At 64.8% G+C, this 24,803-nt stretch carries 21 protein-coding genes; 7 read left to right on the forward strand and 14 right to left on the reverse strand.

Annotated features, from left to right (window positions below; genetic code table 11):
- Positions 1-17: 17 nt before the first annotated feature.
- The 4 genes from ACUY1T_RS21035 to ACUY1T_RS21050 form a co-directional block, all read right to left on the reverse strand.
- Positions 18-503 (reverse strand): redoxin family protein, encoded by a 486-nt coding sequence (locus ACUY1T_RS21035; protein ID WP_446025523.1) that lies wholly within the window; start codon positions 501-503, stop codon positions 18-20.
- A gap of 80 nt (positions 504-583) precedes the next feature.
- Positions 584-1,006 (reverse strand): GFA family protein, encoded by a 423-nt coding sequence (locus ACUY1T_RS21040; protein WP_446025524.1) that lies wholly within the window; start codon positions 1,004-1,006, stop codon positions 584-586.
- A gap of 111 nt (positions 1,007-1,117) precedes the next feature.
- Positions 1,118-2,233 carry a histone deacetylase family protein gene (locus tag ACUY1T_RS21045; protein WP_446025525.1) on the reverse strand — a complete coding sequence of 372 codons (1,116 nt, stop codon included), beginning with the start codon at positions 2,231-2,233 and terminating at the stop codon, positions 1,118-1,120.
- A gap of 58 nt (positions 2,234-2,291) precedes the next feature.
- Positions 2,292-3,191, reverse strand: a complete 900-nt coding sequence (locus tag ACUY1T_RS21050; RefSeq protein WP_446025526.1) for a LysR substrate-binding domain-containing protein — start codon at positions 3,189-3,191, stop codon at positions 2,292-2,294.
- A gap of 132 nt (positions 3,192-3,323) precedes the next feature.
- Between ACUY1T_RS21050 and ACUY1T_RS21055 the strand changes: the two genes are divergently transcribed.
- The 4 genes from ACUY1T_RS21055 to ACUY1T_RS21070 are packed head-to-tail and all read left to right on the forward strand — an operon-like array spanning position 3,324 to position 8,012.
- Positions 3,324-4,304 (forward strand): TAXI family TRAP transporter solute-binding subunit, encoded by a 981-nt coding sequence (locus tag ACUY1T_RS21055; RefSeq protein WP_446025527.1) that lies wholly within the window; start codon positions 3,324-3,326, stop codon positions 4,302-4,304.
- Between the two features lie 21 nt (positions 4,305-4,325).
- A complete protein-coding gene (locus ACUY1T_RS21060; RefSeq protein WP_446025528.1) occupies positions 4,326-6,239 on the forward strand; it encodes a TRAP transporter permease in 1,914 nt (637 codons plus the stop codon).
- Positions 6,236-7,654, forward strand: a complete 1,419-nt coding sequence (locus ACUY1T_RS21065; RefSeq protein ID WP_446025529.1) for an acyclic terpene utilization AtuA family protein — start codon at positions 6,236-6,238, stop codon at positions 7,652-7,654. Before ACUY1T_RS21060 ends, ACUY1T_RS21065 begins: the two co-directional genes overlap by 4 nt.
- Positions 7,641-8,012, forward strand: a complete 372-nt coding sequence (locus tag ACUY1T_RS21070; protein WP_446025530.1) for an AtuA-related protein — start codon at positions 7,641-7,643, stop codon at positions 8,010-8,012. Before ACUY1T_RS21065 ends, ACUY1T_RS21070 begins: the two co-directional genes overlap by 14 nt.
- A gap of 66 nt (positions 8,013-8,078) precedes the next feature.
- Here the strand turns inward: ACUY1T_RS21070 and ACUY1T_RS21075 are convergent, their stop codons facing one another.
- The 6 genes from ACUY1T_RS21075 to ACUY1T_RS21100 form a co-directional block, all read right to left on the reverse strand.
- On the reverse strand, positions 8,079-8,939 hold the full coding sequence (locus tag ACUY1T_RS21075; protein WP_446025531.1) for an ABC transporter ATP-binding protein: 861 nt from the start codon (positions 8,937-8,939) through the stop codon (positions 8,079-8,081).
- An 11-nt stretch (positions 8,940-8,950) separates the two neighbouring features.
- Complete coding sequence (gene ntrB, locus ACUY1T_RS21080) at positions 8,951-9,805, reverse strand: nitrate ABC transporter permease (protein WP_446025532.1); 855 nt, start codon at positions 9,803-9,805, stop codon at positions 8,951-8,953.
- Positions 9,806-9,821: 16 nt separating this feature from the next.
- Positions 9,822-11,123 (reverse strand): CmpA/NrtA family ABC transporter substrate-binding protein, encoded by a 1,302-nt coding sequence (locus ACUY1T_RS21085; protein WP_446025533.1) that lies wholly within the window; start codon positions 11,121-11,123, stop codon positions 9,822-9,824.
- 310 nt (positions 11,124-11,433) lie between these two features.
- Positions 11,434-12,768, reverse strand: a complete 1,335-nt coding sequence (locus ACUY1T_RS21090) for a nitrate- and nitrite sensing domain-containing protein (RefSeq protein ID WP_446025534.1) — start codon at positions 12,766-12,768, stop codon at positions 11,434-11,436.
- Between the two features lie 94 nt (positions 12,769-12,862).
- A complete protein-coding gene (locus ACUY1T_RS21095) occupies positions 12,863-14,215 on the reverse strand; it encodes a NarK family nitrate/nitrite MFS transporter (RefSeq protein WP_446025535.1) in 1,353 nt (450 codons plus the stop codon).
- A 356-nt stretch (positions 14,216-14,571) separates the two neighbouring features.
- Entirely contained in the window at positions 14,572-15,312 is a 741-nt protein-coding gene (locus ACUY1T_RS21100) for a murein L,D-transpeptidase catalytic domain family protein (RefSeq protein WP_446025536.1), read from the reverse strand.
- A gap of 168 nt (positions 15,313-15,480) precedes the next feature.
- Here ACUY1T_RS21100 and ACUY1T_RS21105 point away from each other — a divergent pair, with 168 nt between their 5' ends.
- A complete protein-coding gene (locus tag ACUY1T_RS21105; RefSeq protein ID WP_446025537.1) occupies positions 15,481-17,109 on the forward strand; it encodes a L,D-transpeptidase family protein in 1,629 nt (542 codons plus the stop codon).
- 52 nt (positions 17,110-17,161) lie between these two features.
- Here ACUY1T_RS21105 and ACUY1T_RS21110 read toward each other — a convergent pair whose 3' ends face one another.
- The 4 genes from ACUY1T_RS21110 to ACUY1T_RS21125 form a co-directional block, all read right to left on the reverse strand.
- The gene (locus ACUY1T_RS21110) at positions 17,162-17,425 is read right to left on the reverse strand and encodes a hypothetical protein (protein WP_446025538.1); all 264 of its coding nucleotides are present in this window, start codon (positions 17,423-17,425) and stop codon (positions 17,162-17,164) included.
- A 330-nt stretch (positions 17,426-17,755) separates the two neighbouring features.
- Complete coding sequence (locus ACUY1T_RS21115; RefSeq protein ID WP_446025544.1) at positions 17,756-19,615, reverse strand: ABC transporter ATP-binding protein; 1,860 nt, start codon at positions 19,613-19,615, stop codon at positions 17,756-17,758.
- Positions 19,616-19,704: 89 nt separating this feature from the next.
- Positions 19,705-21,450, reverse strand: coding sequence for a peptidoglycan DD-metalloendopeptidase family protein (locus ACUY1T_RS21120; protein ID WP_446025539.1), 1,746 nt, complete (start codon positions 21,448-21,450; stop codon positions 19,705-19,707).
- Positions 21,451-21,687: 237 nt separating this feature from the next.
- Positions 21,688-22,536 (reverse strand): pirin family protein, encoded by an 849-nt coding sequence (locus ACUY1T_RS21125; RefSeq protein WP_446025540.1) that lies wholly within the window; start codon positions 22,534-22,536, stop codon positions 21,688-21,690.
- Between the two features lie 98 nt (positions 22,537-22,634).
- Here ACUY1T_RS21125 and ACUY1T_RS21130 point away from each other — a divergent pair, with 98 nt between their 5' ends.
- Both ACUY1T_RS21130 and ACUY1T_RS21135 read left to right on the forward strand, forming a co-directional pair.
- On the forward strand, positions 22,635-23,534 hold the full coding sequence (locus tag ACUY1T_RS21130; protein ID WP_446025541.1) for a LysR family transcriptional regulator: 900 nt from the start codon (positions 22,635-22,637) through the stop codon (positions 23,532-23,534).
- Between the two features lie 101 nt (positions 23,535-23,635).
- Entirely contained in the window at positions 23,636-24,640 is a 1,005-nt protein-coding gene (locus tag ACUY1T_RS21135; protein ID WP_446025542.1) for a glutathione S-transferase family protein, read from the forward strand.
- The last annotated feature ends 163 nt before the right edge of the window (positions 24,641-24,803 follow it).

Consider the following 24,803-nt stretch of genomic DNA (forward strand, 5'->3'; position numbering starts at 1 on the left):
GCTTGAGGGGGAGTGCGTCAGCCCTGAAGCTGGGCCAGCACCGTATCGACGCTGCTCTTGTCGACTACGCCGCGTTCGGTATCGATGCCCACGTAGGAGACGACGCCATCCTCGGCGATCAGCGCGAAGCGCAGGCAGCGAATGCCCATGCAGGCAGCGCTGGAATCCTTCTCCATGCCCAGGGCACGAGTCAGCTCGGCGTTGCCGTCGGCCAGCATCAGGATCGCCTCGGCGTTCTGGTCCTTCTGCCAGGCGCGCATCACGAAGGCGTCGTTGACCGCCATGCAGGCCAGGGTGTCGGCCTTCTCCAGCACCTTGTCGGTCTTGATCACGAAGCCGGGCATATGAGTGTTCGAGCAACCGGGCGTGAAGGCACCCGGTACGCCGAACAGCACGACACGCTTGCCGGCGAACAGCTCGCCGGTGGAGACGTCCTCGGGGCCGTCGGGGCCGTTGGTCTTGAGGGTGACGTCGGGAATCTTGTCGCCTACGGAAATGGGCATTGGCAGCTCCTGATCATGTCGTCGGTGGGGGCACTGTAGTGCAATTCGGCGGCCGGGTGCGTTGCCGAGTGTAGCCTTGGTCAACTGCCTTGATAGGCGTCGAAGACCTCCTGGCCGGTCATGTTGCGGGTTTCGTTGGCGAAGCGGTAATACGCCGGTTTCTGATCGATGAAGATCTGGGAATCGAAGTTCCACGCCTCGCCGCCGTCGACCAGGCCGACCGGAATGGCGTAATGGTTGCCGGTCTTGAGACGGTAGAACAGGTGGGTACCGCAGCGCCGGCAGAAGCCGCGCTCGGCCCAGTCCGATGAGGCGTAGACCGTGATATTTTCCTCGCCTTCGATCTCGACGTCACTGACCGACTCCAGCGCCAACAGTGGACCGCCGCCCCAGGTACGGCACATGTCGCAGTGGCAGGCGCCGACGTTCTGCTTGTTGACTGCCACGGCGACTTTTACCGCGCCGCACAAGCAGCTGCCGCGTGCATTCATTCCGTCTTTCATGAATTTCCCTCCGTCGAGCTTTGGGATTGATCATCATGGCCTAGGATAGTCTTCGCCGGGAAGGTTCGCAGCCTCATGGCGCCCGAATACGAGCGTTGCCGTGTGCACCCATCAAGTCGGTGAGCCGGGATCCTCCGAGATGAAAGCTTGGCGGTGGAAGGCGGCCGCTGCCGTGGCTTCGGCAACGCCGATGAGCCCGGGCGTGGGGGCTTCTGCGCCGGCCAATACTGCCAGCACCGTCCTCACGCCGCGAGACAGTGAGAACAAGTGATAGCCGCCTTCCAGTACGAAGACCAGCCGTCCATCGCAATGCTGGTGGGCCAGCGTCTGCAGCATGCGTGTCATGACGGCAAAGCCCTCATAGGAGACATTGAGCGCAAGGTCGAACGGATGGGGATCGAAGCCGGCCGAGACCAGTACCAGGTCCGGCTGGAACCAGTTCGCCGCGGGAACCAGGATATCCTCGAAGGCCTTGAGGTAGGCCTGGTCGCCGGCTCCTGCCGGCATGGGCACATTGACGGTGGTGCCTTCACCGAGGCCCACGCCGACATCCTCGAGGTTGCCGGTGCCGGGATAGAAAGGCGAGGCACGATGGATATCGAAGAGCATCACGTTGGGGTCGGCCCAGAAGATGTCCTGGGTGCCGTTGGCGTGATGGGCGTCCCAGTCGACGATCAGTACGCGTTCGCAGCCAAGCTTGGCCCTGGCATGGGCCGCTGCCACCGCCACGTTGTTGAACAGGCAGAAGCCACGGGCACGGACGGGTTCGGCGTGATGGCCGGGTGGCCGAACCAGGGCGAAGGCACTCTGGGTTCGCCCCTCGATGACGGCTTCCACTGCGGCGATGGTGGTGCCGGCGGCCACTTCTGCCGCCTCGACGCTCCCGGGAGAGACGGCGGTGGTATCGACGTCGAGCCAGGCGTTCTGGCCGCGCAGGTCGTAGACGTGGTCCAGATAGGAGCTGGTATGGACCCGCCCCAGCTGCTCGCGGGTGGCTGCCTTTCCCGTTTCGAAGGCAACGCCGGGTACCGGTTCGAGTTCCAGCAAGTGATGGATGGCGGTCAGTCGTCCGGCATGCTCCGGGTAAACCCAGGGAACCTTGAGTGCCGAGAGCAGCTCGCGCACTCGACGGTCCATGCGGCCGGGTAGAAAAGGTGCATCGGAGTCGGGCTGGTGGGTGAGTACTCGCTCGTCATAGAAGGCGATCACGCTATTGGGCTCGGCCACGTGCTGCTCCTGAAGGGCTGGGTCAGGGTTCATTTCCAGCATAGCGCCTATCGCGGGGCTAGCGGCTCGAATCCAGTGTTGCCTCCTGCATCAGCATACGTAGCGCCGCGGCAGCAGCCGAGAGCGGATGGCGGTGGCGCATGACGATGCCGAGGGGGCGGCTCACGTCGGGTGCCGTCAGCGGCCGGTAGTCGATGCCTTCGGTAGCGATCTGGCGAAAGCTCAGCCGCGGCAGCACGCTGATGCCCAGCCCCGCGGCCACCATGCGGCCCACGGTGGCGATCTGGCTGGCGTCGCAGAGAATCTCCAGCGGCGCACCCACCTCGGCCATGATGCGGTCGATGTCCTGGCGTGAGCTGGAGAGACGGTTGATGCCGATGAATGGATGACCGGCCAGCTGCGCCCACTTCACGCTTTGCTGTTCGAGCAGCGGATGCCCAATGGGGCAGACCGCCACGTAGCGATCCACCAGCACCGGCTCGAAGGCGAGCTCCTCGGTATCGTGCGGTGCCACCGACAGGCCCAGGTCAGCGCGGCCCTCGCGCACCATCTGGCTGACCTGCTCGGCGAGTACGTCGTGCAGGCTCAGGTTGATGCGTGGGTAGCGGGCGTGAAAGGTGGCGATGATGCCCGGCAGCAGCCCCGCCGCCAGGGTGGGCAGGGCGGCGACGGTGACCTTGCCGCGCTGCTTGGAGAAGCGTTCCTCGAGGTCCTCGAAGGCTTCGGACCAGTCGTTGAGCAGGCGTACCGCCACCGGCAGGAAGGCCTTGCCCTCGGGGGTCAGGCTGAGCTGACGCGTGGTGCGCGAGAACAGTGCTCCGCCAACCGTCTCCTCCAGCTTGCGCAGGGTGATGGAGATCGCCGGCTGGGAGAGATGGATGCGCTCGCTGGCTTCGGCCAGGCTGCTCGATTGTGCCACGGCAACGAAGGCGTGCAGTTGCTTGATGCTCGGTTTCATTTAGAAAGTAAAACACAAGTTAAAAACTATTCAATATACAAAACATAGGGGCCGCACCATGCTGACTGCGTGGGGCTACCCACGTGCAACACGACAACAACAAGCCCGCAAGCCGGGCCCAAGGAGCCACTCATGAAGCCAACTCTCAAGACTCTGCTGGCCGCCATGGCAGCCAGCGCCACTCTTCTATCTTCCGCGGCCACGGTGCAGGCCAACGAGCGTCTGCTGATCGGTTCGACCTCCAGTTCGTCGAGCCACTACGGCTATTTCGTCGCCGTCAACCAGATCATCAACAGCCAGGTCGAGGGGGTGAGCGCCTCGGTGGCCGAAACCGGCGCCACCGTCGACAACCTGCGCCGCCTGGGTCGCAACCAGATCGACATGGGGCTGGTCACCACCAACACCGGTTACCACGCCTATGCCGGCCAAGAGGACTTCGACGGGCGCCCGGTCGACAGCCGCCTGCTGTGGGTCTATACCGTGGCGCCCCAGAACGTGGTGATGCGCCAGGATGCCGGCGTCTCCACCCTGGAGGAACTCGAGGGCGTGCGCTTCAATCCCGGTATCACCGGCTCGGCCACCGAGAAGACCACCGAGGCGGTCATGCGTACCCTCGGCATCTCGCCCGACTACGTACGCGGCTCGACCACCGATATCGTCGATGCCATGAAGGATGGCCGGGTGATGGGCTCGGCCAAGTCGGGGGTTGGCAACAAGCTCGACGGCTCGAGCATGGATATTGCCACCTTCACGCCGATCAGCGTGATCTCGCTTAGCGACGAGCAGGCGGAAACGTTGCGTGCGGAAATGCCCGACGTGGCCATCGTCGACGTGCCCGAGGGGGCTGGCGAGGGCATCCCGGCCTATACCACCTGGGCCTTCGGCGTTGCCGTGCACGCCCACCCGGACCTCGACGAGGAGACCGCCTACCAAATCGTCAAGGCGGTGATGGAGAACCCCGAGCCGCAGGCCAACGCCTTCTCGGCGGTACGCGACGAGGACCTGGCGCAGATGACCCTGGAGGTCGGCACCGTGCCGCTGCATGCCGGTGCGGCACGTTACTTCGAAGAGCAGGGCCTGGAGATTCCCGACGCCCTGCGGCCCGTCGAGTAACGACCCAGGGAGACGATTTCCATGCGCGAGAATATGACCAAGCTGCTGGCCCTCATGTTGGGCGGGCTGATCCTCTACACCTCGGCGACCGGCCCCTTCGAGAGCCTGATCCAGCGGGGCATCTTTCTTGCGCTGGTGATCCTGCTGGGGCTGACCCTCTACCCGTTGGGCGCCGGCAAGCGCTGGCGGCCGCTGGGGCTTGGCGTCGACCTGACACTGGCCACCGGCACGGTGCTGGCCTGCGGCTACGTGGCGATGAACCACGAGCGGATTCTCGTCGAGCTGCCCTGGGCCACGCCGCGGGACATGCTGTTCACCGGCGTGCTGGTGGTGACGGTACTGGAGCTTTCCCGCCGCGCCATTGGCGTGATCTTCCCGCTGCTGGTGCTGGCGGGGCTTGCCTATGCCTGGCTCGGCGCCATGATCCCCGGGCCGCTGGGGCACCGCGGTTTCGATCTCTACTACATCACCGAGACGCTCTATCTCGGCGACCTGGGCGTGTGGGGCATGCTGGTCGGGGTGGCCGCTACCACCATCGCCGCCTTCGTGCTGTTCGGCTGCCTGCTGCTGCACACTGGCGGCGGCCAGACCTTCATGGACCTGGCGTTGCGCATCAGTGGGCGCTCGCCAGGCGGTGCCGCCAAGGTCGCCACCGTGGCTTCGGGGCTGTTCGGTATGGTCAGCGGCAGCGCCGTGGCCAACGTGGCCACCACCGGCAACTTCACCATTCCGATGATGAAGCGGCTCAAGTACCCGGCGCCGTTTGCCTCGGGGGTGGAGGCGGTGGCCTCCACCGGTGGCCAGATCGCGCCACCGATCCTGGGGGCGGCGGCCTTCATCATGGCCGAGATCCTCGGCGAGAGTTACCTGCGCATCGCGCTCGCCGCGCTGTTGCCGGCGATTCTGTTCTATCTCGGCGTGTTCCTGACCATCCACCTGGTGGCAAGGCGCCGCAACCTGCAGGTGGTGCCCGATGACGAGCTGCCAACGTGGCCCGAGGTGCTGCGTCCGGAGCGGATCATCCCGATCCTGGCGGCGCTGGGTGGGCTCTTCTACGGCGTGCTGTCGGGGCGCTCGATCCAGATGGCGGCGTTCTACGGCATCCTGATGACGGTGCTGACCTTCGTTCCCTTTGCTCTGCTGGCGCGCCGGCCGCTGCGCGAGATCGCCGGCAAGCTGCTCTCGGGGCTGATCGATGCCGGCAAGGGCATGGTGATCATCGGCGTATTGCTGGCCGGGGCGCAGATGCTGGTGGCGATGATCGGCATGACCGGCATCGGCGTGACCCTGGCCAGCCTGATCGTCAACGTAGGGGGCCAGTCGCTGTTCCTGGTGGCCTTCATCGTCGGCGGCGTGTGCCTGATCCTGGGCATGGGCATTCCCACCACGGCGGCCTACGTGCTGGTGGCCTCGGTGCTGGCCCCGGCGCTCACCACCATCGGCGTCGAGCCGCTGATCGCCCACCTGTTCGTGTTCTATTTCGCCACCCTGTCGGTGATCACGCCGCCGGTGTGTGTGGCGGTATTCGTCGCGGCGGGTATCGCCGGTACCAACTGGCTGCCGGCAGCGGGCGAGGCCGTGCGCCTGGCGGCGGCGATCTACGTGATTCCCTTCCTGTTGCTGATCTATCCGGCCCTGGCCGGCTTCGGCAGTGCCCCGGATATCCTGCTGGCCAGCTCCCAGGGCGTGGTATTCGTGCTCGCCTTCGCCTCGCTGATGTCGCGGGTGGCGATCACCGGCAACCGGCTGCTGGACGTGGCCGGGCTCGCACTGGTGGTGGGGCTGGCGCTGATCCCCGGCTGGCTGACCACGGCCGGCGCGCTGCTGGTGCTGGTGGCGCTCTTCGCCCGAAGACGCCAGCGCCTGGCGGTGGATGCCACACGCGAGAAGACACCGAATAGCCACGGCATGCCGGCCAAGGAGACCCAATCATGACCTTCCTGTTGGGCAGTGGGGCCGGCTTCTCCGGCGACCGCACCGATGCGGCCATTCCGGTAGTGGCAGAGCTGATCCGTCGCGGCCAGCCCGCTGCCTTGCTCTTCGAGACCCTGGGCGAGCGCACCCTGGCGGCGGCCCATCGCGCCATGCGCGACGACCCTGCGGCGGGCTACGAGCCGCTGCTGGAAGAGCTGCTCGCTCCGGTGCTCGACGACTGCCTCAAGCACGGCATTACCATTCTGGGCAATTTTGGCGCGGCCAACCCGGACGGCGCCTGCCATGTGGTGGCAGAGCTGGCCGCGCGCACGCAGCGGGGCGGGGCGAGTATTGGCCGAGTGCACGGCGACGACATCCGCGCACGCCTCGGGGAACTGGACCTGCAACGCTGGGAAGCGGAGAGCCGCGAGCTGCCCGGTGAGGAGGCGCTGATCTCGGCCAACGTCTATTTGGGCGCGGCGCCCTTGGTCGAGGCGCTTGGGCTCGGCGCCGAGGTGGTGGTCAGCGGCCGGGTGGCCGACCCGGCGCTGTTCCTGGCCCCGCTGGTGCATCACTTCGGCTGGGCCTGGAACGACTGGGACCGCCTGGCTGCGGGTATGATGGCCGGCCATCTGGGCGAATGCGGTGCCCAGGTCACGGGCGGCTATTTTGCCGACCCCGGCTGCAAGGAGGTGCCGGGCCTGGCTCGGGTCGGCTATCCGATCATCGAGGTGGAGGAGGACGGCAGCCTGGTGGTGACCAAGCCCGCCGGCACCGGCGGCATGGTCACCGAGCGCACGGTCAAGGAGCAGTTGCTCTACGAAGTGCACGACCCGGCCAACTACCTGACCCCCGACGTGGTGGTGGATCTCTCCTCCGTGCAGGTGAAGGAGCTCGGCCCCGACCGGGTGGCGGTAACCGGCATCCGCGGCAAGCCCGCCCCGCAGCGGCTCAAGACCACCGTCTGCTACGAGGGCGGCTGGCAGGGCGAGGCGGAGATCTCCTATGCCGGACCCAACGCCCTGGCCAGGGCCCAGCTTGCCGCCGAGATATTGCGCGAGCGGCTGACGTTTCGTGCCCCGCCGGAGCTGCGCTCGCGGCTGGACATCGTCGGCCACGCCAGCGTGTTCGACAGCGATGCCGGTGACCTGCAGCGCACGATGCCGTCCACGGCCGGCGGCGACTACCGCCTGCGCCTGGCTGCCGAACACGCCGAGCGGCGCTGGGTGGAGCGCGCCACCCAGGAACTGCTAGCGCTCTATTGCGCCGGCCCGGCCGGCGGCGGCGGGGTGCGCCGCCAGTTCCAGCGGCGCGTATGCACGGCTTCCTACCTGGTCAAGCGCAGCGACGTGGAAGCGTTCGCCACACTTTTCGAGGCCACTCTTTTCAAGACGAAAATGGCTGACGAGAGGAGGGTTGCCGATGTCACTCGCTGAAACGAGCGCGGCCGCGAGCCCAATCGATGGGCGCGAGATGCCACTGCATTGCCTGGCCCATGCCCGCGCCGGCGACAAGGGCGACCGGCTCAACCTGGCGCTGTTCGCCTACGACCCACGCCACTATGAAACGCTGGTGGAACAGGTCACCGAGGAGCGGGTGCTGGCGCTGTTCGCCCATCGCGGGGCCAGCCGCGTACGCCGCTACCTGATGCCGGGCCTGGCCGGCATGAACCTGGTGATCGACGACGTGCTGCAGGGTGGGGTCAACGGCGCCCTCAACCTGGATGGCCACGGCAAGACGCTCTCGTTCCTGCTGCTGGGCATGAGCGTAGTGGTTGAGAACGACAAGGCGTAGGGAGACGCCCGGCACGCAAAACGGGCCACCCAAGGGTGGCCCGTTTGTGCTGGGGGAGTGCGAGGCTCACGCCTTGGCCATGCGTTTCTCCTTGGCTTTCTCCTTCTCGCCGCCGGCGCCGCGCCGCTGGGCCAGGCTCTCCACCTTGCGTTGCTTCTCGTAGAGGAAACGCAGCACCTCCTGGCGGTAGTGGTTGTAGCGCGGGTCATCGGCCAGGGCGATGCGGTCGCGGGGGCGAGGCAGGTCGATGTCGAGTACCTCGCCGATGCGCGCCGAGGGGCCGTTGGTCATCATCACGATGCGATCCGAGAGCAGCACCGCCTCGTCGACGTCGTGGGTGATCATGATCATGGTGTTGCCCAGCTCGTCCTGGATGCGCATCACCTCCTCCTGCAGGTGGGCGCGGGTCAGGGCATCGAGCGCGCCGAAGGGCTCGTCGAGCAGCAGCACCTTGGGTTCCATGGCGAGTGCCCGGGCAATGCCCACGCGCTGCTTCATGCCGCCGGAGATCTCCGCCGGGCGCTTGTCCAGCGCATGCCCCATGCCGACCATCTCCAGGTTCTTGATGATCCACTCGTGACGCTCGGCCTTGCTCTTGGTGCGTGCGCAGGTCTTGTTCACCGCCAGCGCCACGTTCTCGTAGACGGTGAGCCAGGGCAGCAGCGAGTGGTTCTGGAATACCACGCTGCGTTCCGGCCCTGGTGAGTTGACCTCCTTGCCGTCGAGGATCACCGCGCCGGAAGTGGACTCGATGAGTCCGGCGACGATGTTGAGCAGGGTCGACTTGCCGCAGCCGGAGTGGCCGATGATGGAGATGTACTCGCCGCGCTCCACGGCGAGGTCGATGCCCTTGAGAACCTGGCTCTCCATGCCCTTGGCGGTGAACGTCATGTTGACGTTCTCGATGCTCAGGTAGTGCGTTGCCATGCTTGTTCTCCTCAGCCTTGGGCGGTGCCGCGAGTGACGCGGTTGCCGATGAAGGCGACCAGGCGGTCGAGGGCGAAGCCGACGATGCCGACGTAGATCAGCGCCAGCACGATGTCGCTGATCATCGAGGCGTTCCAGGCGTCCCAGATGAAGAAGCCGATGCCCACCCCGCCGATCAGCATCTCGGCGGCCACGATGGCCAGCCACGACAGACCGACGCCGATGCGCAGCCCCGAGAAGATGTAGGGCGCGGCGGCAGGCAGCATGATGCGGGTGAAATACTCCATGCCGTTGAGACGCAGCACCCGGGCCACGTTGCGGTAGTCCTCGGGAATGTTGCGGATGCCCACCGAGGTGTTGAGGATGATCGGCCAGATCGCGGTGATGAAGATGACGAAGATCGCCGAGGGATTGCTGTCCTGGAAGCCGGCCAGCGAGATCGGCAGCCAGGCCAGCGGCGGCACGGTGCGCAGTACCTGGAACACCGGGTCGAGGCCGTGCATGGCCCAGGTAGACTGGCCCACCAGAACGCCGAGGCCGATGCCGGCCACCACGGCCAGGGAGTAGCCGTAGGCCACCCGCTCGAGGCTGGCGAGTATCTGCCAGGCCATGCCTACGTCGTTGCCCCCGTAGTCGTAGAAGGGATTGGCGATCAAGTCCCAGGTATCGCGCAGCATCTGCGACGGAGCCGGCAGGCTGGCTCCCGGGGTTGAGCAGAGGATCTCCCACAGGGCCAGCAGCAGGCCGATGATCACCACCGGCGGCAGGACTCGCTGGCTGAACAGCTGGCCCGCCCGCTGGACATGGCCGGACCAGGCGGCACTCGCGACCCGTGGCTCGCGCTCGTGACTCTGCATGCTTTTCATGCTCGTTCTCCTTGCCTCAGGCGAGGCGCTTGATCGCCAGGCTGTCGAGATAGGCCTGGGGATTCTCGGGGTCGAAGGTCGTCCCGTCGAAGAAGGTCTCGATACCGCGTGAGGAAGCGTCGGGGATGTCGGTGCCGTCCACGCCGAGGGCCGCGGCGGCCTCGCGCCACAGCTCCTCGCGGTTGACCTGGCGAATCAGCGTCTGGCTGTCGAAGTCGGCCGGCAGGTAGCCCCAGCGCTGGTTCTCGGTCAGGAACCACAAGTCGTGACTCTGGAAGGGATAGGAGGCGAAGTCGCTCCAGTAGCGCATTTGATGCGGGCTGTCCTCGACGACGCGGCCGGTGCCGTAGTCGAAGTTGCCCTTCATGCGCTCGACGATGTCCTCGTAGGGGGCATTGATCCAGCGCCGCCGCGAGCAGATACGTGCCACTTCCTCCTTGTTCTGCGGCTCCTCGCAGAACATCTGCGCCTCCATGATGGCCATCAGCAGCGCCCGGGTGGCGTTGGGATTGGCCTCGACGTAGTCGGCGCGCATCGCGAAGGCCTTCTCCGGATGGTTGTGCCACAGCTCGCTGGTGGTCAGGGCGGTATAGCCGATGCCCTGGTGAATGAGCTGCTCGTTCCAAGGCTCGCATACGCAGAAGGTGTCCATGCTGCCCACGCGCATGTTGGCCACCATCTGGGCGGGGGGCACCACGATGGTGGAGATATCGCCGTTGGGATCGATGCCCGCCGCCGCCATCCAGTAGCGGATCCACAGGTCGTGGGTGCCGCCGGGGAAGGTCATGGCGGCGCGCACCTCGTTACCGGCAGCGCGCTTGTCGGCAAGCGCCTGACGGAACTCGCCGGCATCGACACCGACCTCGAGGTCGAGATACTCCTGGGCCACGGAGATGCACTGTCCTCCCAGATTGAGGCGCGCCAGGATATGCATCGGCACCGGCACGTTGTTGGGCGTCATGGCACCGCTGGCGATCAGGTAGGGCATGGGCGTGAGGATGTGGCCGCCGTCGATGCCGTTGCGCTGCGAACCCAGTACCAGGTTGTCGCGGGTGGTGCCCCAGGAGGATTGCTTGAGCACCTCCACGTCGGTCATGCCGTGAGCGGCGAAGAAGCCCTTCTCCAGTGCGACGAACAGCGGGGCGGCATCGGTCAGGGCGATGAAGCCGAGCTTGGCCGAGGTGGTTTCCGGCCGTCCGCTGGCCAGGGCCCAGCTGGCGGGCAGGCTGCCGAGCACGGCCGAGCCCCCGAGGACGGTTGCACTTTGCTTGAGAAAACGACGCCGATCGAGCGAGTGTCCCTTGTTGGTCTTGTTCATTGGTATGGCTCCCAGGAGGAAGGATCCGGCGACAAAAAACGGCGCCTGCCCCGATTCGCATGACATCGTCACGGGAACCTGGGCAGACGCCGTTGTCTGGTCCGAGTGCTGCTTGAAAGCGCTGAACCGTCATTGACTCAGCGGACGATCAGGCTTTGCAGCTTGGGTGCCATGGCGTTAAATTTGTATGGTTATTACTGTAAAAACAAATAGTTACTATCTGTTGAATGATGTCGATCAAATCATTTCGGTCATCGCCGGGCGCCGAGAAGGTGCGCAGCGCTTGTGCGCTGCACCATAAAGCGTCCGCTCAGCTGGTTGCGCGATCCGTATGCCGTACCTCTGCGGGAAGCTCTTCTGTGGAAGGCTTCTCTGTGGAAGGCTTCAGTATGTCGGCCAGCCCCAGTACGGTCTGGGCGATCTCGGCCATGCTCTTGCTCTGGTCCATGGCCATCTTGCGCAGGAAGGCGTAGGCCTGCTCTTCGCTCATCTGCTGGTGGGCCATGATCAACCCCTTGGCGCGCTCGATCAGCTTGCGCTCACGCAGCGCTCGGCGGGTGCTCTCCAATTCATCGCTCAGGGCCTGCAGGCGGCTCGCCTGGGCGCACATCAGTTCCACCAATGAACGGTTCAGCGAGGAACCCACGACTCGGGCGGTCACTTCGCCCAACTCATGGGTGGCGCTGCCATCGAACAGTTCCACGAGCTGCTGGCAAACGGCCGGCGAGGCATTGCCCAACTCACGGAACAGGTCGTCGTGGCGTGACAGGCTGTGGCGCGCGTCGAGGGTCTTCGCCAGGCACAGGTTCGACAGCTCGCCGATCAGGAAGGCTTCCACCCGCTGAATGGCATCGATGCGCCGAGTGGTCAATTCGTACCAGGTCTCGCCCAGAGGGCTGGCGCTCTTGGGTAGCGGCGTGGAGCCACTGGCCATTTCGCGCAATTGCTGGACGCCGTCCTGGGTGCGGCTGGGCATCTCGCGCTGCCATTGTTCCCGCCCCTCCTCGGTAGTGAACTCGAGGCAGGTATCAAAGCAGCGCTGCTGGGCGTCGATCAGGTGCAGCAGCAACTGGCGGTGTGCATCGTCGAAGCCACCGCAAGTGAAGCCGAAGGCACCGCAGGCGCGCTCCTGGCCGGCCAGCTCCTTGCCCTGCATCAGGTGGAAGATGGCTACCAGAGCGAGGGTGATTTCGGGGTCGCCGGCCGTATCGGCGACTTCGAACACGACCGAAAGCAGGGCGCTGATCAACTGGTTGAAGGCCTGGGTGGCATCATCGGGGCTGGTCTGGAGCGCCTCGATGTTGCTACGCAGTGCTTCCAGGCCGTCGAGGGCATGCCATACGTAGGCGATGCGCCTGAGCAGGCGGGCAGTGGTGGCGGGGCGCCCGGCGGTATCGCCCAGGGCGTCGAGGCGCATGCGCAGGGCCTGTTCGGTCGCCAGGCATTCATCGATGCGCTCGTGGCGCCGCTCGGCGAAGCGTTGTCCCCCTGATGCCAGGTAGACGTTCGAGGCGCCACGCTCCTTCTGCAGGGCATGAACGAAGTGGCTGACGTCGCCGACGATGTCGCAGGCTGCGGTGAGGTGTTCGAGGTCGTCGATTTCACAGCGCTTGGCTGTCAGTAGCAGGCGTTCGGCGGGTGTCATGGTTCACCTCTTGCTCACACGAGGGCCGCCGCCCTGAGGGCGGCGGCCGGGTTGCGGGCGAGGCCCGGCAAGTCAGGCTGCCGGGCAACATGGGTCAGCGCAGCGACAGCGCTCCGGCCCCGGTATCCTCTCCCACGGCATCGCGATAGGCCTTGGCTTCCACGGTTTCCACTTCGTCGGAGAAGCGCACCAGCAGCGCGCAGGAAGCCAGTACCAGCACGACCAGGCCGAGATAGAACAGCCCCTGTTGATAGGTGATCGCTTCGCTGCGGAACAGGAAGGCGGCGGCCACGGCACCGACGTTGCCGCCGGCACCGACGATGCCGGCCACCGCGCCCAGGGCTTTCTTGTTGATGAACGGCACCACGCCATAGGTAGCACCTTCGGCCATCTGCACGAACAGGCTGAACACCAGCATGATGCCGATGGCGTACGACAGTATGTGCATCTGTGAGAAGGCCACCAGGGCGATGCCTTCGCAGATCAGCGCGATGAACAACCAGCGCACGCGGCCCTTGAGTCCACCGTTGCGGGCGAAGAGGTCGGAGAACACGCCGCCCAGGGTGCGGGCGAAAACGTTCATCAGCCCGAACAGGCCGGCAATCATGCCGGCGGTGGCCAGCGTCAGGTCGAAGTTGTCGAAGAAGTAGATGGCGGCGATGTTGTTGATGGTCAGCTCGACGCCGAAGCAGAGGGCATAGACCACGAACAGCGCCCATACGCGGATGTCCTTGGCTGCAGCGAGGAAGCTCTTGCCGGCACTGTTCTCACCATCGGCTTGCGGCAGCTCGCCGCGTGCACGCAGCTCACTGAAGTTGCCGTTCGGCGCGTCCTGGGTGTAGAGCCAGTAGCCGATACCGGTGACGAACATCACCACGCCCGGCACCACCATGGCCAGCCGCCAGCCCAGCGTCTCGCTGACGCCGAGCATCAGCAGGCCGGAGAAGATCAGCGGCATCACGATCTGGGTGGTGCCGCCGCCCAGGTTGCCCCAGCCGGCACTGGTGGCGTTGGCGGTACCCACCACGTTGGGGGCGAACATCATGGTGGTGTGGTACTGGGTAATGACGAAGGAGGCGCCGATGGCACCGATGGCCAGGCGGGCCAGCAGGAAGGTTTCGAAGCTGTTGGCGAAACCGATGCTCATCACCGGGATCGAGCCGAGCAGCAGCAGCCCGGTATAGGTCTTGCGCGGGCCGAGGCGATCGCACAGCACGCCGATCAGCAGCCTCACGATCACGGTGATCAAGACCGAGGCGATGATGGTATTGCCGATCTGGGTCTGGGTCAGGGCCAGGTCCTCGCGTACCACCGCCATCAGCGGGGCAATGCCGAACCAGCCGAAAAAGCAGATGTGGAAGGCGAACCAGGAGAAGTGGAAGGCGCGCATCTGGGGCGTGCGCAGGCTCAGGAGGCGAATGCGGTTCGCCTTGTTGAGAATTTCCATGGTGTGTGACCTCGTACGGATTGTCGATACATGAGTTCGCCCTTCTCCGTTGAAGGTCAGGTCTGACGCACTCGTACTTCTCTCGAGAAGCCTGGTCCACGCCTACCCGGCAATTGGTTCATATCAAGCAATCTGTTTGCCATATTTTTCATTTATTATTTCAAAACATAGCGTTGTGGCTTGAGTGATGGCGTAGAGAGTGGCTGGTCGAGGTCGCTGGCATGGCGAGAATGGTGCAGCGCGGCAGAAACATGCCCCCTGCTGGTGCTCAGGGGGCGACAGGCGCTATGCGAGGCGTACGGAAGGATAATGCAAAGGATGGTGCCAGGGAGGCGCAGAATGAAGGGTGCGAAGGCTCAGTACATGGCCAGCTGCGCGGGAGCCCGGTCGCAGCTGAGGAAAGCGGAACTCTCCAGCCACTCGGGGTCGGGGTAGTAGGCGAACAGGTAATGATTTTCCTTGATGCTGTCGATCAGGGGATAGGTCACTTCCTGGCGTACTGCAGGGCAACCGTGGCTGCGTCCCAGTCTGCCGGTCTGGCGAATGAACGCCTCGCTGACGTAGTCGGCACCATGGATCACGATGGCGCGCTGGTAGGCCAGGTCGTTGACGCCGGCTTCCAGCCCTTCCAGGCGCAGCGAGTAGCCGTTGCTCCCGTAGTAGCTGTTCATGGTGCGGAACAACCCCAGGCTCGACTGGTAGCTCTCCGGCGTGTTGGAGAATACGGTCGCCTCGGCGTCGCCCGAACCACGGCCGTGGGAGACCAACTCCTCGAACATCAGCCGCTCTTCCGCCAGGTCGAAGACCCACAGGCGCGGCTCGGTGGAAGGTCGCGAGAAGTCGATGACAGCCAGCCGCTCGGCGTTGGGCTCGGCGCAGGCCAGGGCGCTGGCGGCAAGCGCCAGCACCTGCGGGTCGGCGCCAGGCGCGAGGCGGGTCAGGGTCTGGCTCAATGGGGCGGAGGCCGGGTAAGAGAGGCCTGCCTGGGCGAGGAAATTCCCGGCGTGAACGGTGGTGGAAAGGGCGGCGGGCAGGGCGGCCAGCAAGGAAGCGGTCAGGGTCGATAGCGGAAGTCGCAGGGTCGGTAGAAAGCGCATCGGCATGCCTATGACGTTGACACCGCATGCGGCAGGCGCCGCCCGCGGAAAAAGATGATCGTAAACAAGGTGAACGGACCCGGCTGGCTTACAGCCATTTGCCAGGCACTATTATGAAGAGAGTGGCCAGGAAGGCCAGACCGGCTATCAACGGATCAGGAGTCTGAAATGCGGCTTATTGCAAGGATGGGGATGTTGCTGCTGCTCGGCCTCGCGCCACTGGCCTGGGCGGAACAGGGCGAGGCAGCAAAAACATGGGAAGACGAGCCGGGCGTGGTGGGAGAGCTGGCTCGTCAGGTGGCTTCGGAGGCGCCGCGGATACAGGACTTCTATGCCCTGCGTGACTATCGCCCGGCATGGCAGGATGCCGACGCCGTGGCGGCGTTCACTTCGGCACTGCATACCCTCGAAAGCGATGGGCTCCACCCCCAGGATTATCGCCCGGATGAGTTGCGGAATCGGCATCGAGTGGCCTACGAGGATGGCGCCGATGACGAAGTGCAGGCGCAGTACGATCTGTTTGCCACCCGCATGCTGCTGATGGCACTCGATCATCTGCAGCGCGGCAAGGTCGACCCCGAAGCGCTCGATACCGGCTGGGAAGTGCCGGTGGCGCCCCCCGACTTTTCCCTGGCAGCAGTATCCGGGGCCGTGGACCAACAGCGCTTCGAGGCGCTGATCGGCCAAGTGCGGCCGGATTTCGTCCCCTACCAGCGGCTGCGCTCGGGGCTGGCGCGCTATCGCAACATTGAGAGGCTAGGTGGCTGGACGCGCCTGCCGGCGCGCGAGGGGGCACTGCGTCCCGGAGACGTCGACGATGATGTCCTGCTGCTGCGTGAGCGTCTGGCGGTCATCGGTGAGCTCGAGATCATGGTCGCCGCTACCGACATCTTACCCGGCGGGGTGCTCGAGGCGCCTGACCCGCGCCGCTACGATGCCAGCCTCGAGGCCGCGGTAAAGCGCTTCCAGCGTCGGCATCTGCTGGAACCGGATGGCATCGTCGGGCGCCGGACCCAGGCTGCACTCAATGTTCCGGTGGCGCGGCGTATCGACCAGATCCGCCTCAACATGGAGCGTGCACGCTGGTTGTTGCACGGGTTGCCGGAGTCTTTCGTGCTGGTCGACATTGCCGGCTACCGGCTCAGTTACTATCGCCCTGACGGACAGATCTGGCGTTCGCGTATCGTGGTGGGTCAGCCCTATCGGCGCACGCCCTCGCTACGTTCGGAAATCACCCACATGACGGTGAACCCCACCTGGACGATACCGCCCACGATCAAGCGCGAGGACGTGTTGCCCCGGGTGCGGCAGGATCTCGGTTATCTGTGGCGCGAGAGGATTCAGGTGCTGAGCCCGTCGGGCGCGCCTCTCGATCCTTGGGAAGTCGACTGGAACAACCCCGGCAACATCGTCTTGCGCCAGGCGTCGGGGCCGCAGAACGCCCTGGGCCGCCTGGTGATCCGCTTTCCCAACGATCACATGGTCTACCTCCACGACACGCCTGCCCAGAGTCTCTTCTCTCGCGAGCAGCGCGCCTTCAGTTCCGGCTGCATCCGTGTGGAGAACATTCGCGAGCTGGGCCAACTGCTGTTCGACGACACCCGCAGCGGCCATGACGTCGAACGGCGAATAGAGAGCGAGGAAACACAGAACGTGCGCTTGACCCATCGCATGCCCATCATCATCCACTACTGGACGGTGAATCCCGGCGACGATGGAGAACTCTCGTTTCGTCCCGACATCTACGAGCGTGACGATGCGCTGCTGCGCGAGCTGGATCGCCCGCTGGCACTTTGAGCCAGCGGGCAAGGGGGCGGGCCCCGGTCACTTCCTGTGACCGGGGCCTTGGCTAAGCCAGGCGCGCTCCACAGCGCGGGCAGACCTCGCCGGGACTTTCGCTTTCACCGGGTGCGGTGCTGGAAGCCGCAACGGCTCTACTCTTGGGGGTGAAGCGTTCCGGGTTGATCGGCACCAGCTTGCCGCGTTCCCAGCGCAGGCCGATATCCTTGAGCATGCGTGGGTCGCAGTCGCGCAGCAGGGCATCGCGCTGACGATTGGCGTAGAAGCTGCGTACGGCGCGAAGCAGGCGACGGGTAATGTGTAGTGCTGCCATGATCTCGGTCTCCTTGAGTGGAGGCCGGGAACTTGTGCGCGACGGGTGGGAAAAGTGCTATCCAGGCTTGGCCGCGACAAGTGCCGCGGCCAGCGTCCTTCAAATGTCGTCGTTTCGACGGCCGGCCCACGGCAGCAGCAAACAGGTACGCATCGCGTTAATGAATACGCGATGTTGCCAATTTGCCTTGTTGCCTGGAAGTAGCCGCATGAGGAACGCGTCTCGATTGAGGGGATTGGTTGGGATTGTGCCGCATCGACGATGCGACTCTTCCGTTATAGCCAATCGCTCAACAAGCGTCAACGGATGGAGGCGATATTCGGGTAGAGCCTAGCGATAGCCCTCGGCCTGCAGCCGGAACAGCCGCGCATAGCGCCCGTTCTGGGCCATCAGGCTGTCGTGGTCGCCGCGCTCGATGACTTGACCGTCGTCGATCACGAGGATCTGGTCGGCGGCGCGCACCGTGGAGAAGCGGTGCGAGATGAGGATGGTCATCTTGTCGCGGCGATGCTCGCGGAAGTCGGCGTAGACCGCCGCTTCGGCGGCGGCGTCCATCGCTGCGGTGGGCTCGTCGAGCACCAGGATGTCGGCGCTCTCGCGCATGTAGGCCCGCGCCAGGGCGATCTTCTGCCACTGGCCGCCGGAGAGTTCCTGGCCGCCCTTGAACCAGCGCCCCAACTGGGTGTGGTAGCCGCCGGGCATGGTGCGGATGAATTCGTCTGCCAGGCCGCGCTCGGCGGCCTCCCGCCAGCGTGCTTCGTCGGCGAAGGCCTCGACGTCGCCGGCACCGAGGTTCTCGCCCACCTTGAGCTGATAGCGCACGAAGTCCTGGAAGATCACGCCGATGCGCCGGCGCAGGGTGGCCAGGTCCCACTCGCGCAGGTCGCTGCCGTCGAGCAGGATGCGGCCTTCGCTGGGTTCGTAGAGGCGAGTCAGCAGCTTGATCAGCGTGGTCTTGCCGGAGCCGTTGGCGCCGACCAGGGCCAGGCTCTGCCCCGGCGCCACATGCAGGGAAATGTCATGCAGGGCCGGCTGTTCGGCACCGGGATAGGTGAAGCCGACCCGCTCGAAGCGAATGCCGTCGCCGGGCCGTGCGCCTTCGCTCAGGGTGCCACCCTCGGGTGCCACCGGCTGCTCCAGGTATTCGTAGAGGTTCGACAGGTAGAGGTTGTCCTCGTACATGCCGCTGATCGAGGTGAGGCTGGCGGAGAGTGCTGCCTGGCCCTGCTTGAACACCATCAGGTACATGGTCATCTCGCCCAGGGTCAGCGTACCCGTGATCGTCTCCACCACGACCCAGGCATAGGCGCCGTAGAATGCCAGCGTGCCCAGCAGGCCGAGCAGGAAGCCCCAGGTCTCGCGGCGGATGGTCAAGCGGCGGTCTTCGCCGTAGAGAGTATCGAAGATCTTGCGGTAGCGCTCGAGTAGCAGCGGCTCCAGCCCGAACAGCTTGACCTCCTTGATGCTGTCTTCGCGGGCCAGCACGGTTTCCAGATAGATCTGCATGCGGGTCTGGGGCGAGCGCCAGCGGAACAGACGGAAGGCATCGCCGGAGAACTTGGCCTCGGAGACGAACACCGGCAGGGCGCCGAGCACCAGGATCAGGATCGCCCAGGGTGAGAACTGCACCAGCAGCACGCCGAAGCTGACCAGCGAGATGGCGTTCTGCAGCAGCGCGAAGGTCTTGTTGACCAGGCCCAGCGGGCGAATCGAGGCCTCGCGGCGTGCCCGGGTGAGCTTGTCGTAGAACTCGGAGTCCTCGAACTGGGTGAGCGAGAGCGTACCCGCCTTCTCCAGGATCATGACGTTGACCTTCTGCCCCAGCAGCGCCCTCAACAAGGACTGCTGTGCCGAGAGCCCGCGCTGGGCCAGGGCGATGGCGGCGATAACGCCGGCTTCCGCCAGCACGTAGCGCATCACCGGCCAGGCGCTCTCGAAGGTCAATGCGGCACCGGTCTCGCGGTGATAGGCCATGGCCTCGACCACCGAGTCGACGATCAACTGGCCGAGCCAGGCGGCCACCGCCGGCAGTACCCCGGCGATCAAGGTGCAGACTGCAAGCCCGAGGGTGAGCGCGCGTGAGGTCTGCCATACCAGCGTCAGCGCACGGCGGCTGTAGCGGAATACGCCGAAGAAGGCCGCGATGCGGCTGCCGTTGGGCGGCGGTGGAGCAGGAGAGGTGCGGCGCATGGGTTGGGTGGGCAAGGGCTCCGTTCAAGAAACGACGCCCTGCTGAAGAGCAGGGCGTCATGTGGCATGCTGCGATGTAGCCGCGCTGATCAGTCGTCGTCGCGTTCGTCGTCGGCCGAGGCCTGGGCCACTACCGGCCCGGTCTGGCCGGAACGCAGTGCGGCGAGCAGCGGCTCTGCTTCGCGCTGGAAAGCCATCAGGCGTTCGCCTTCGAGGCTCTGGCTTTCCGGCAGCTCGACCTTCATGGCATCGACGGCGTTGTTGTTGACGATGACTTCATAGTGCAGGTGAGGGCCGGTGCTGCGCCCGGTATTGCCCGACAAGGCAATGCGCTCGCCCATCGAGACGCGATCGCCGCGATTCACCATCGCACGCGAAAGGTGCAGGTAGCGCGTGCGATACCCGTTGTCATGGCGCACCACGATATAGCGACCCGCCACCGGGTGGTTGCCGACCTTTTCGACGCGACCGTCCGCCGGGGCGATGACCGGTGTACCGATGGGCATGGCCCAGTCGGTACCGCGATGCGGGCTCACGCGACCGGTCACCGGATGGGTACGGCGCGGGTTGAAGCTGGAACTCATGCGGTAGCTGCCTTCGAACGGATAGCGGCTGAAGGCGGGGTCGAGGCTCTGGCCATCGGGGGTATAGAAATTGTTGTCGGCGCTGTTGCGCACCAGCGTCAGGTCCATGCGAGCGCCCTGATACTGGATGGCCAGCACACGGGCGTCGAAGCTCGCTCCGTCGATGATGTCGGATTCGATCAGCACCTGGAATTCGTCGCCGCGGCGGGTGTCGCGGCGGAAATCGAGTTTCTTCTCCAGCAGGCGTGACACTTGTGCCACTTCGGTGCTGGAGAGGCCGGTGGCCTGGGCGGAGCGAGCGAAGCTGCCGCTCACGCTGCCGGCGAACAGGCGTTGGGTGGCCTCGCCGGCGCGCTCGATGGTGGCAACGTCGAAGCCATCCTCGTCACGCTCGAGCATGAAGCCCTCGCGGGCGTTCTTCATGATTCGCATGGCGAGCAGGCGTTCCTGCTCGTCGAGCTGATATTCGAAGGTATTGCCGACTCGCCAGTGGGTAAGCAGGCGCTTGTCGGGCATGCTGTCGAGCAGGCGCATCGCCTCGCTGTAGCCCAGGCCGAGTTCGTTCTGGGCCAGCACGGCGAAGGTATCGCCCTGCTGTACGGTGTAGGTGCGCCACTCCGGCACGTAGGGTTCGGCGGCGGCAATCTCATGGTCGAAATGGATCGGCCCATCTTCGAACAGCGCCAGCTCCTCGTCCGGATAATCTTCGTAGGAGGTCGCGTCGGCAGCCAGCGCCTCATCGTCGGTATAGGTATCGTCGAGCATGCCGCTGGCCAGGGTGCCGATCACCATGGCCATGTGCAGTGCGCCAGGATCCAGCTCCGTTACCAGTTCGATACCGCTGTCATCGCTGGTTGTGGCGGGAAGGCGAGCGGTAGCGGCATCGAGCTCGATAGCGGCCGGAGCGGGCGTCGCCGTTGGCCCTGCCTGGGCCACGGTGACCCCGGAAAGGTCGACGATCTCGCTCGGCTTCAGCTGAGAGAGAGGAATGTAGTCACGGGTGGCGTCGATGGCCTGGGTGGCGATTTCGATGGCATCGGCGACGGAGTAGCGTTCGCTGTTGAGAGCGGGGAGGCCGGGATGGGCCTCTGGCGACAGGGGAAAGAGAACGGTTTCGGGCACTTGGCCCTGTCGCTGGGTATTCTCGACGACGGTAACGATCTTTTGCACGCCTAGCACGGTCACCATGGTGGCGACGGGTAACAGTAGTAACTTATGTGTGCGAGGCAGCGAATGGAGGATTCGCAACATGTGTATCGGCCATAAAAAAAGATGACAAGAATATAAAAAGGCACGGGAACCTTAACCCATGATATATGGCCTGCCTAGACTGTACATGCATACAGCAAGGTGCAGCCCAGAACTTCTCTCGCTAGGTTCTGGGCCGTAACTGCATTGTCGAACACTGTTCAACAATTGTTCATTGAACGTGAAGAAAAGGGGCAAGGCAACCCCTTTTGGTAAAAAAGTGTCGGGTGAAGGGGACGCTCAGCCGGTAAAGGTGCCGTTGCGATAATCGCGCAGTGCCTGATCGATTTCGTGCGTGTGGTTCATCACGAAGGGCCCGTAGTGGACAATCGGTTCACCATGGGGTGTGCCGGCAAGCACCAGGCACTGCGCACCATTACGGCTGGAGAGAGCCAGCGTATCGCCGCTTCCCAGTCGGGCCAGCTGGCCGGGCGCAACATCCTCGCCGGCGATCTGCAGTGTGCCTTCGAAGACGTACACGGCCAGCGTCTCACTGCTTGCCACGAGCGTCATTTCTCCGCCGGCCCCGAACCGAGCATGGGCCACGGCGCCATCACCCGCCAGAGAGTCCAGTGGACCCGCGATACTATCGCCACGCTGCGTCGTCCAGTTGCCGCCCAGTGCAATCAGTTCGGCGCTTCTTTCTTCCAGCCGCGGCATCTCGCCGCTGCGTACGTCACGGTAGCGTGCCTCGCTGAGCTTTTCCCGCGCCGCCAGGTTGAGCCACAGCTGGAAACCATGCAGGCCCTGGCTGTCGGTCAGCGGCATTTCGGAGTGGACGATGCCGCGGCCGGTGTGCATCCACTGGGCGTCGCCGGCCTGGATGGTGCTGCTGTGCCCCAGGTGATCTTCGTGAGTGATGCCGCCATGGATGATGTAGGTGAGCGTCTGGATGCCGCGGTGTGGGTGCGGCGGAAAACCGCCGATATAGTCGTCGGGCCGGTCGGAGCCGAGTTCGTCGAGCATCAGGAAGGGGTCGAGTTCACCGTCGAAGCGGTGAATTCGCTGGATGTGGACACCGTCGCCATCCTGGCTGGGGTGGCTTTGGATCAGGCCTTCGATGCGCCGAAGGCTGGGGCTGGTGACCATGGTCTGGTCTCCCGAAGTGGATAATATCTGGCATTCTAGACCGTATTTTTCGAAGATGAAGCGCAACGTTTTGCAGTTTTCATTCGAGGAAGTCGAATATGTCTCGTGTCACCCTGGCCCAGTGGCAGATGCTTGCGGCGGTCGTCGACCATGGTGGCTTTGCCCGGGCCGCCGAGGCGGTCCACAAGAGCCCCTCGACCCTCAACCATGCCGTGCACAAGCTCGAGGAACAACTCGGCGTCAGAGTGCTGGAGCCGGTGGGGCGCCGGGTGCGTCTGACCGAGGCCGGCGAGATGCTCTTGCGCCGGGCGCGCCAGCTGATCGAGAGCGCCGCGGCGCTGGAGGACGTTGCCGGTCGCCTCGCCGAAGGGCTCGAGGCCGAAGTGGTATTGTCGATCGATCAGATATTTCCCACCGGTGCCTTGGCGGCAGCGTTGAGCCGTTTCTCTGCCGACTACCCCTATGTTCGCGTGCAGCTCCACGAGACGGTGCTCAATGGCGGTATCGAAATGCTTTATGACGGCCGTGCCGACCTGGCCATCTCGGGGCTGGCGGCGCAGGGCTTTCTCGGTGAGCCGCTGGTCACGATTCGCTTCATTGCCGTGGCCCATCGCGAGCACGAGCTGCACGCGCTCGATCGCGAACTCGATCTGCGCGATCTGCAGCGTCATCGTCAGCTGGTGGTACGCGACTCGGCGCTGCGCCAGTCGATGGATGCCGGCTGGCTCAAGGCGGAACAGCGCTGGACGGTGAGCCATCTCGAGACTTCCATCGACATGGTTCGGCGTGGCCTGGGGTTCGCCTGGCTGCCCGAGACGCGCATCCATGACGACCTGGAAAGCGGCGTGCTGCGTCCGCTGCCGCTTGCGGCCGGTGGTGTCCGCGAAGTGCCCATGCAAATGATCTTTCGCGATCGCGATCGGGCGGGGCCTGCGACCCATGCCATGGCCCGGGCACTCCATGAAGCGGTGGCCAGTACCTGTCCGGGGCAGGAGTGATCGTTCGCTTTTTTCGATGTGAAGGGCGGAAAAACTGCGCTTGAGCGATAGGCTGGTCGGTTTACCCTGGCTAGCTACATGACCCGCTATTGGAGGACGTGATGGGCCTGTTGATCGACGGCAAGTGGCACGACCAGTGGTACGACACCAAGACGCATGGCGGCGAGTTCGTGCGCGAATCGGCCAAGCTGCGCGACTGGGTGACCCGTGACGGCAGCCCGGGTCCCGACGGGCAGCGCGCCGTGCCGGCCGAAGCGGGGCGCTTTCATCTCTATGTCTCGCTGGCCTGTCCCTGGGCACACCGCACCCTGATCATGCGCAAGCTCAAGGGGCTGGACGAGTTGATCGGTGTTTCCTACGTCAGCCCGCTGATGCTCGACCAGGGCTGGACCTACCATGAGGGGGAAGGCTCCAGCGGTGATCCGGTCAACGGCATCGAGTACCACCGCGAACTCTATACCCGGACCGATCCGCACTACACCGGCCGGGTCACGGTGCCGGTGTTGTGGGACAAGCAGGAAGGACGCATCGTCAACAACGAATCGGCCGAACTGGTGCGTATTTTCAACGAGGCCTTCGACGAAGTGACCGGTAACCGGTTTGACTTCTACCCCGCAGACCTGCGCAAGACCATCGATGCGGTCAACGAGGATGTCTACGAGCACATCAACAACGGCGTCTACAAGTCGGGCTTCGCTACCGAGCAGGCCGTTTACGAGAAGCATGTGACGGCGCTGTTCGAGTCGCTCGACCGCGTCGAGGCGCGCCTGGCCGAGAACCGCTACCTGGCCGGCGAGTGGCTCACCGAAGCCGACGTTCGCCTGTTCACCACCTTGGTGCGCTTCGATGCCGTCTACTACGGCCACTTCAAGTGCAACTTCAGGCGCATTGAGGACTATCCCAACCTTTCGAACTACCTGCGCGAGCTGTACCAATGGCCGGGCGTGGCCGAGACGGTGAATATGGAACACATCAAGCGCCACTACTACTACAGCCACGACACCATCAACCCGACTCGCATCGTGCCGAAAGGGCCGCTGCTCGACTTCGAGCGCCTGCACGACCGCGAACGGCTGCCGGGGCAGGGAATCCGCAAGAAAGGGTAAGTGACGGGCCACGAGCGGCGGGCTACGAGCTGCGAGCCATAGGTTAAGCTTGCTGCCGAAGCCCGAAGCCCGAAGCCCGAAGCCCGAAGCCCGAAGCCCGAAGCCCGAAGCCCGAAGCCCGAAGCCCGAAGCCCGAAGCCCGAAGCCCGAAGCCCGAAGCCCG

The organism is Billgrantia sp. Q4P2 (assembly GCF_052806135.1).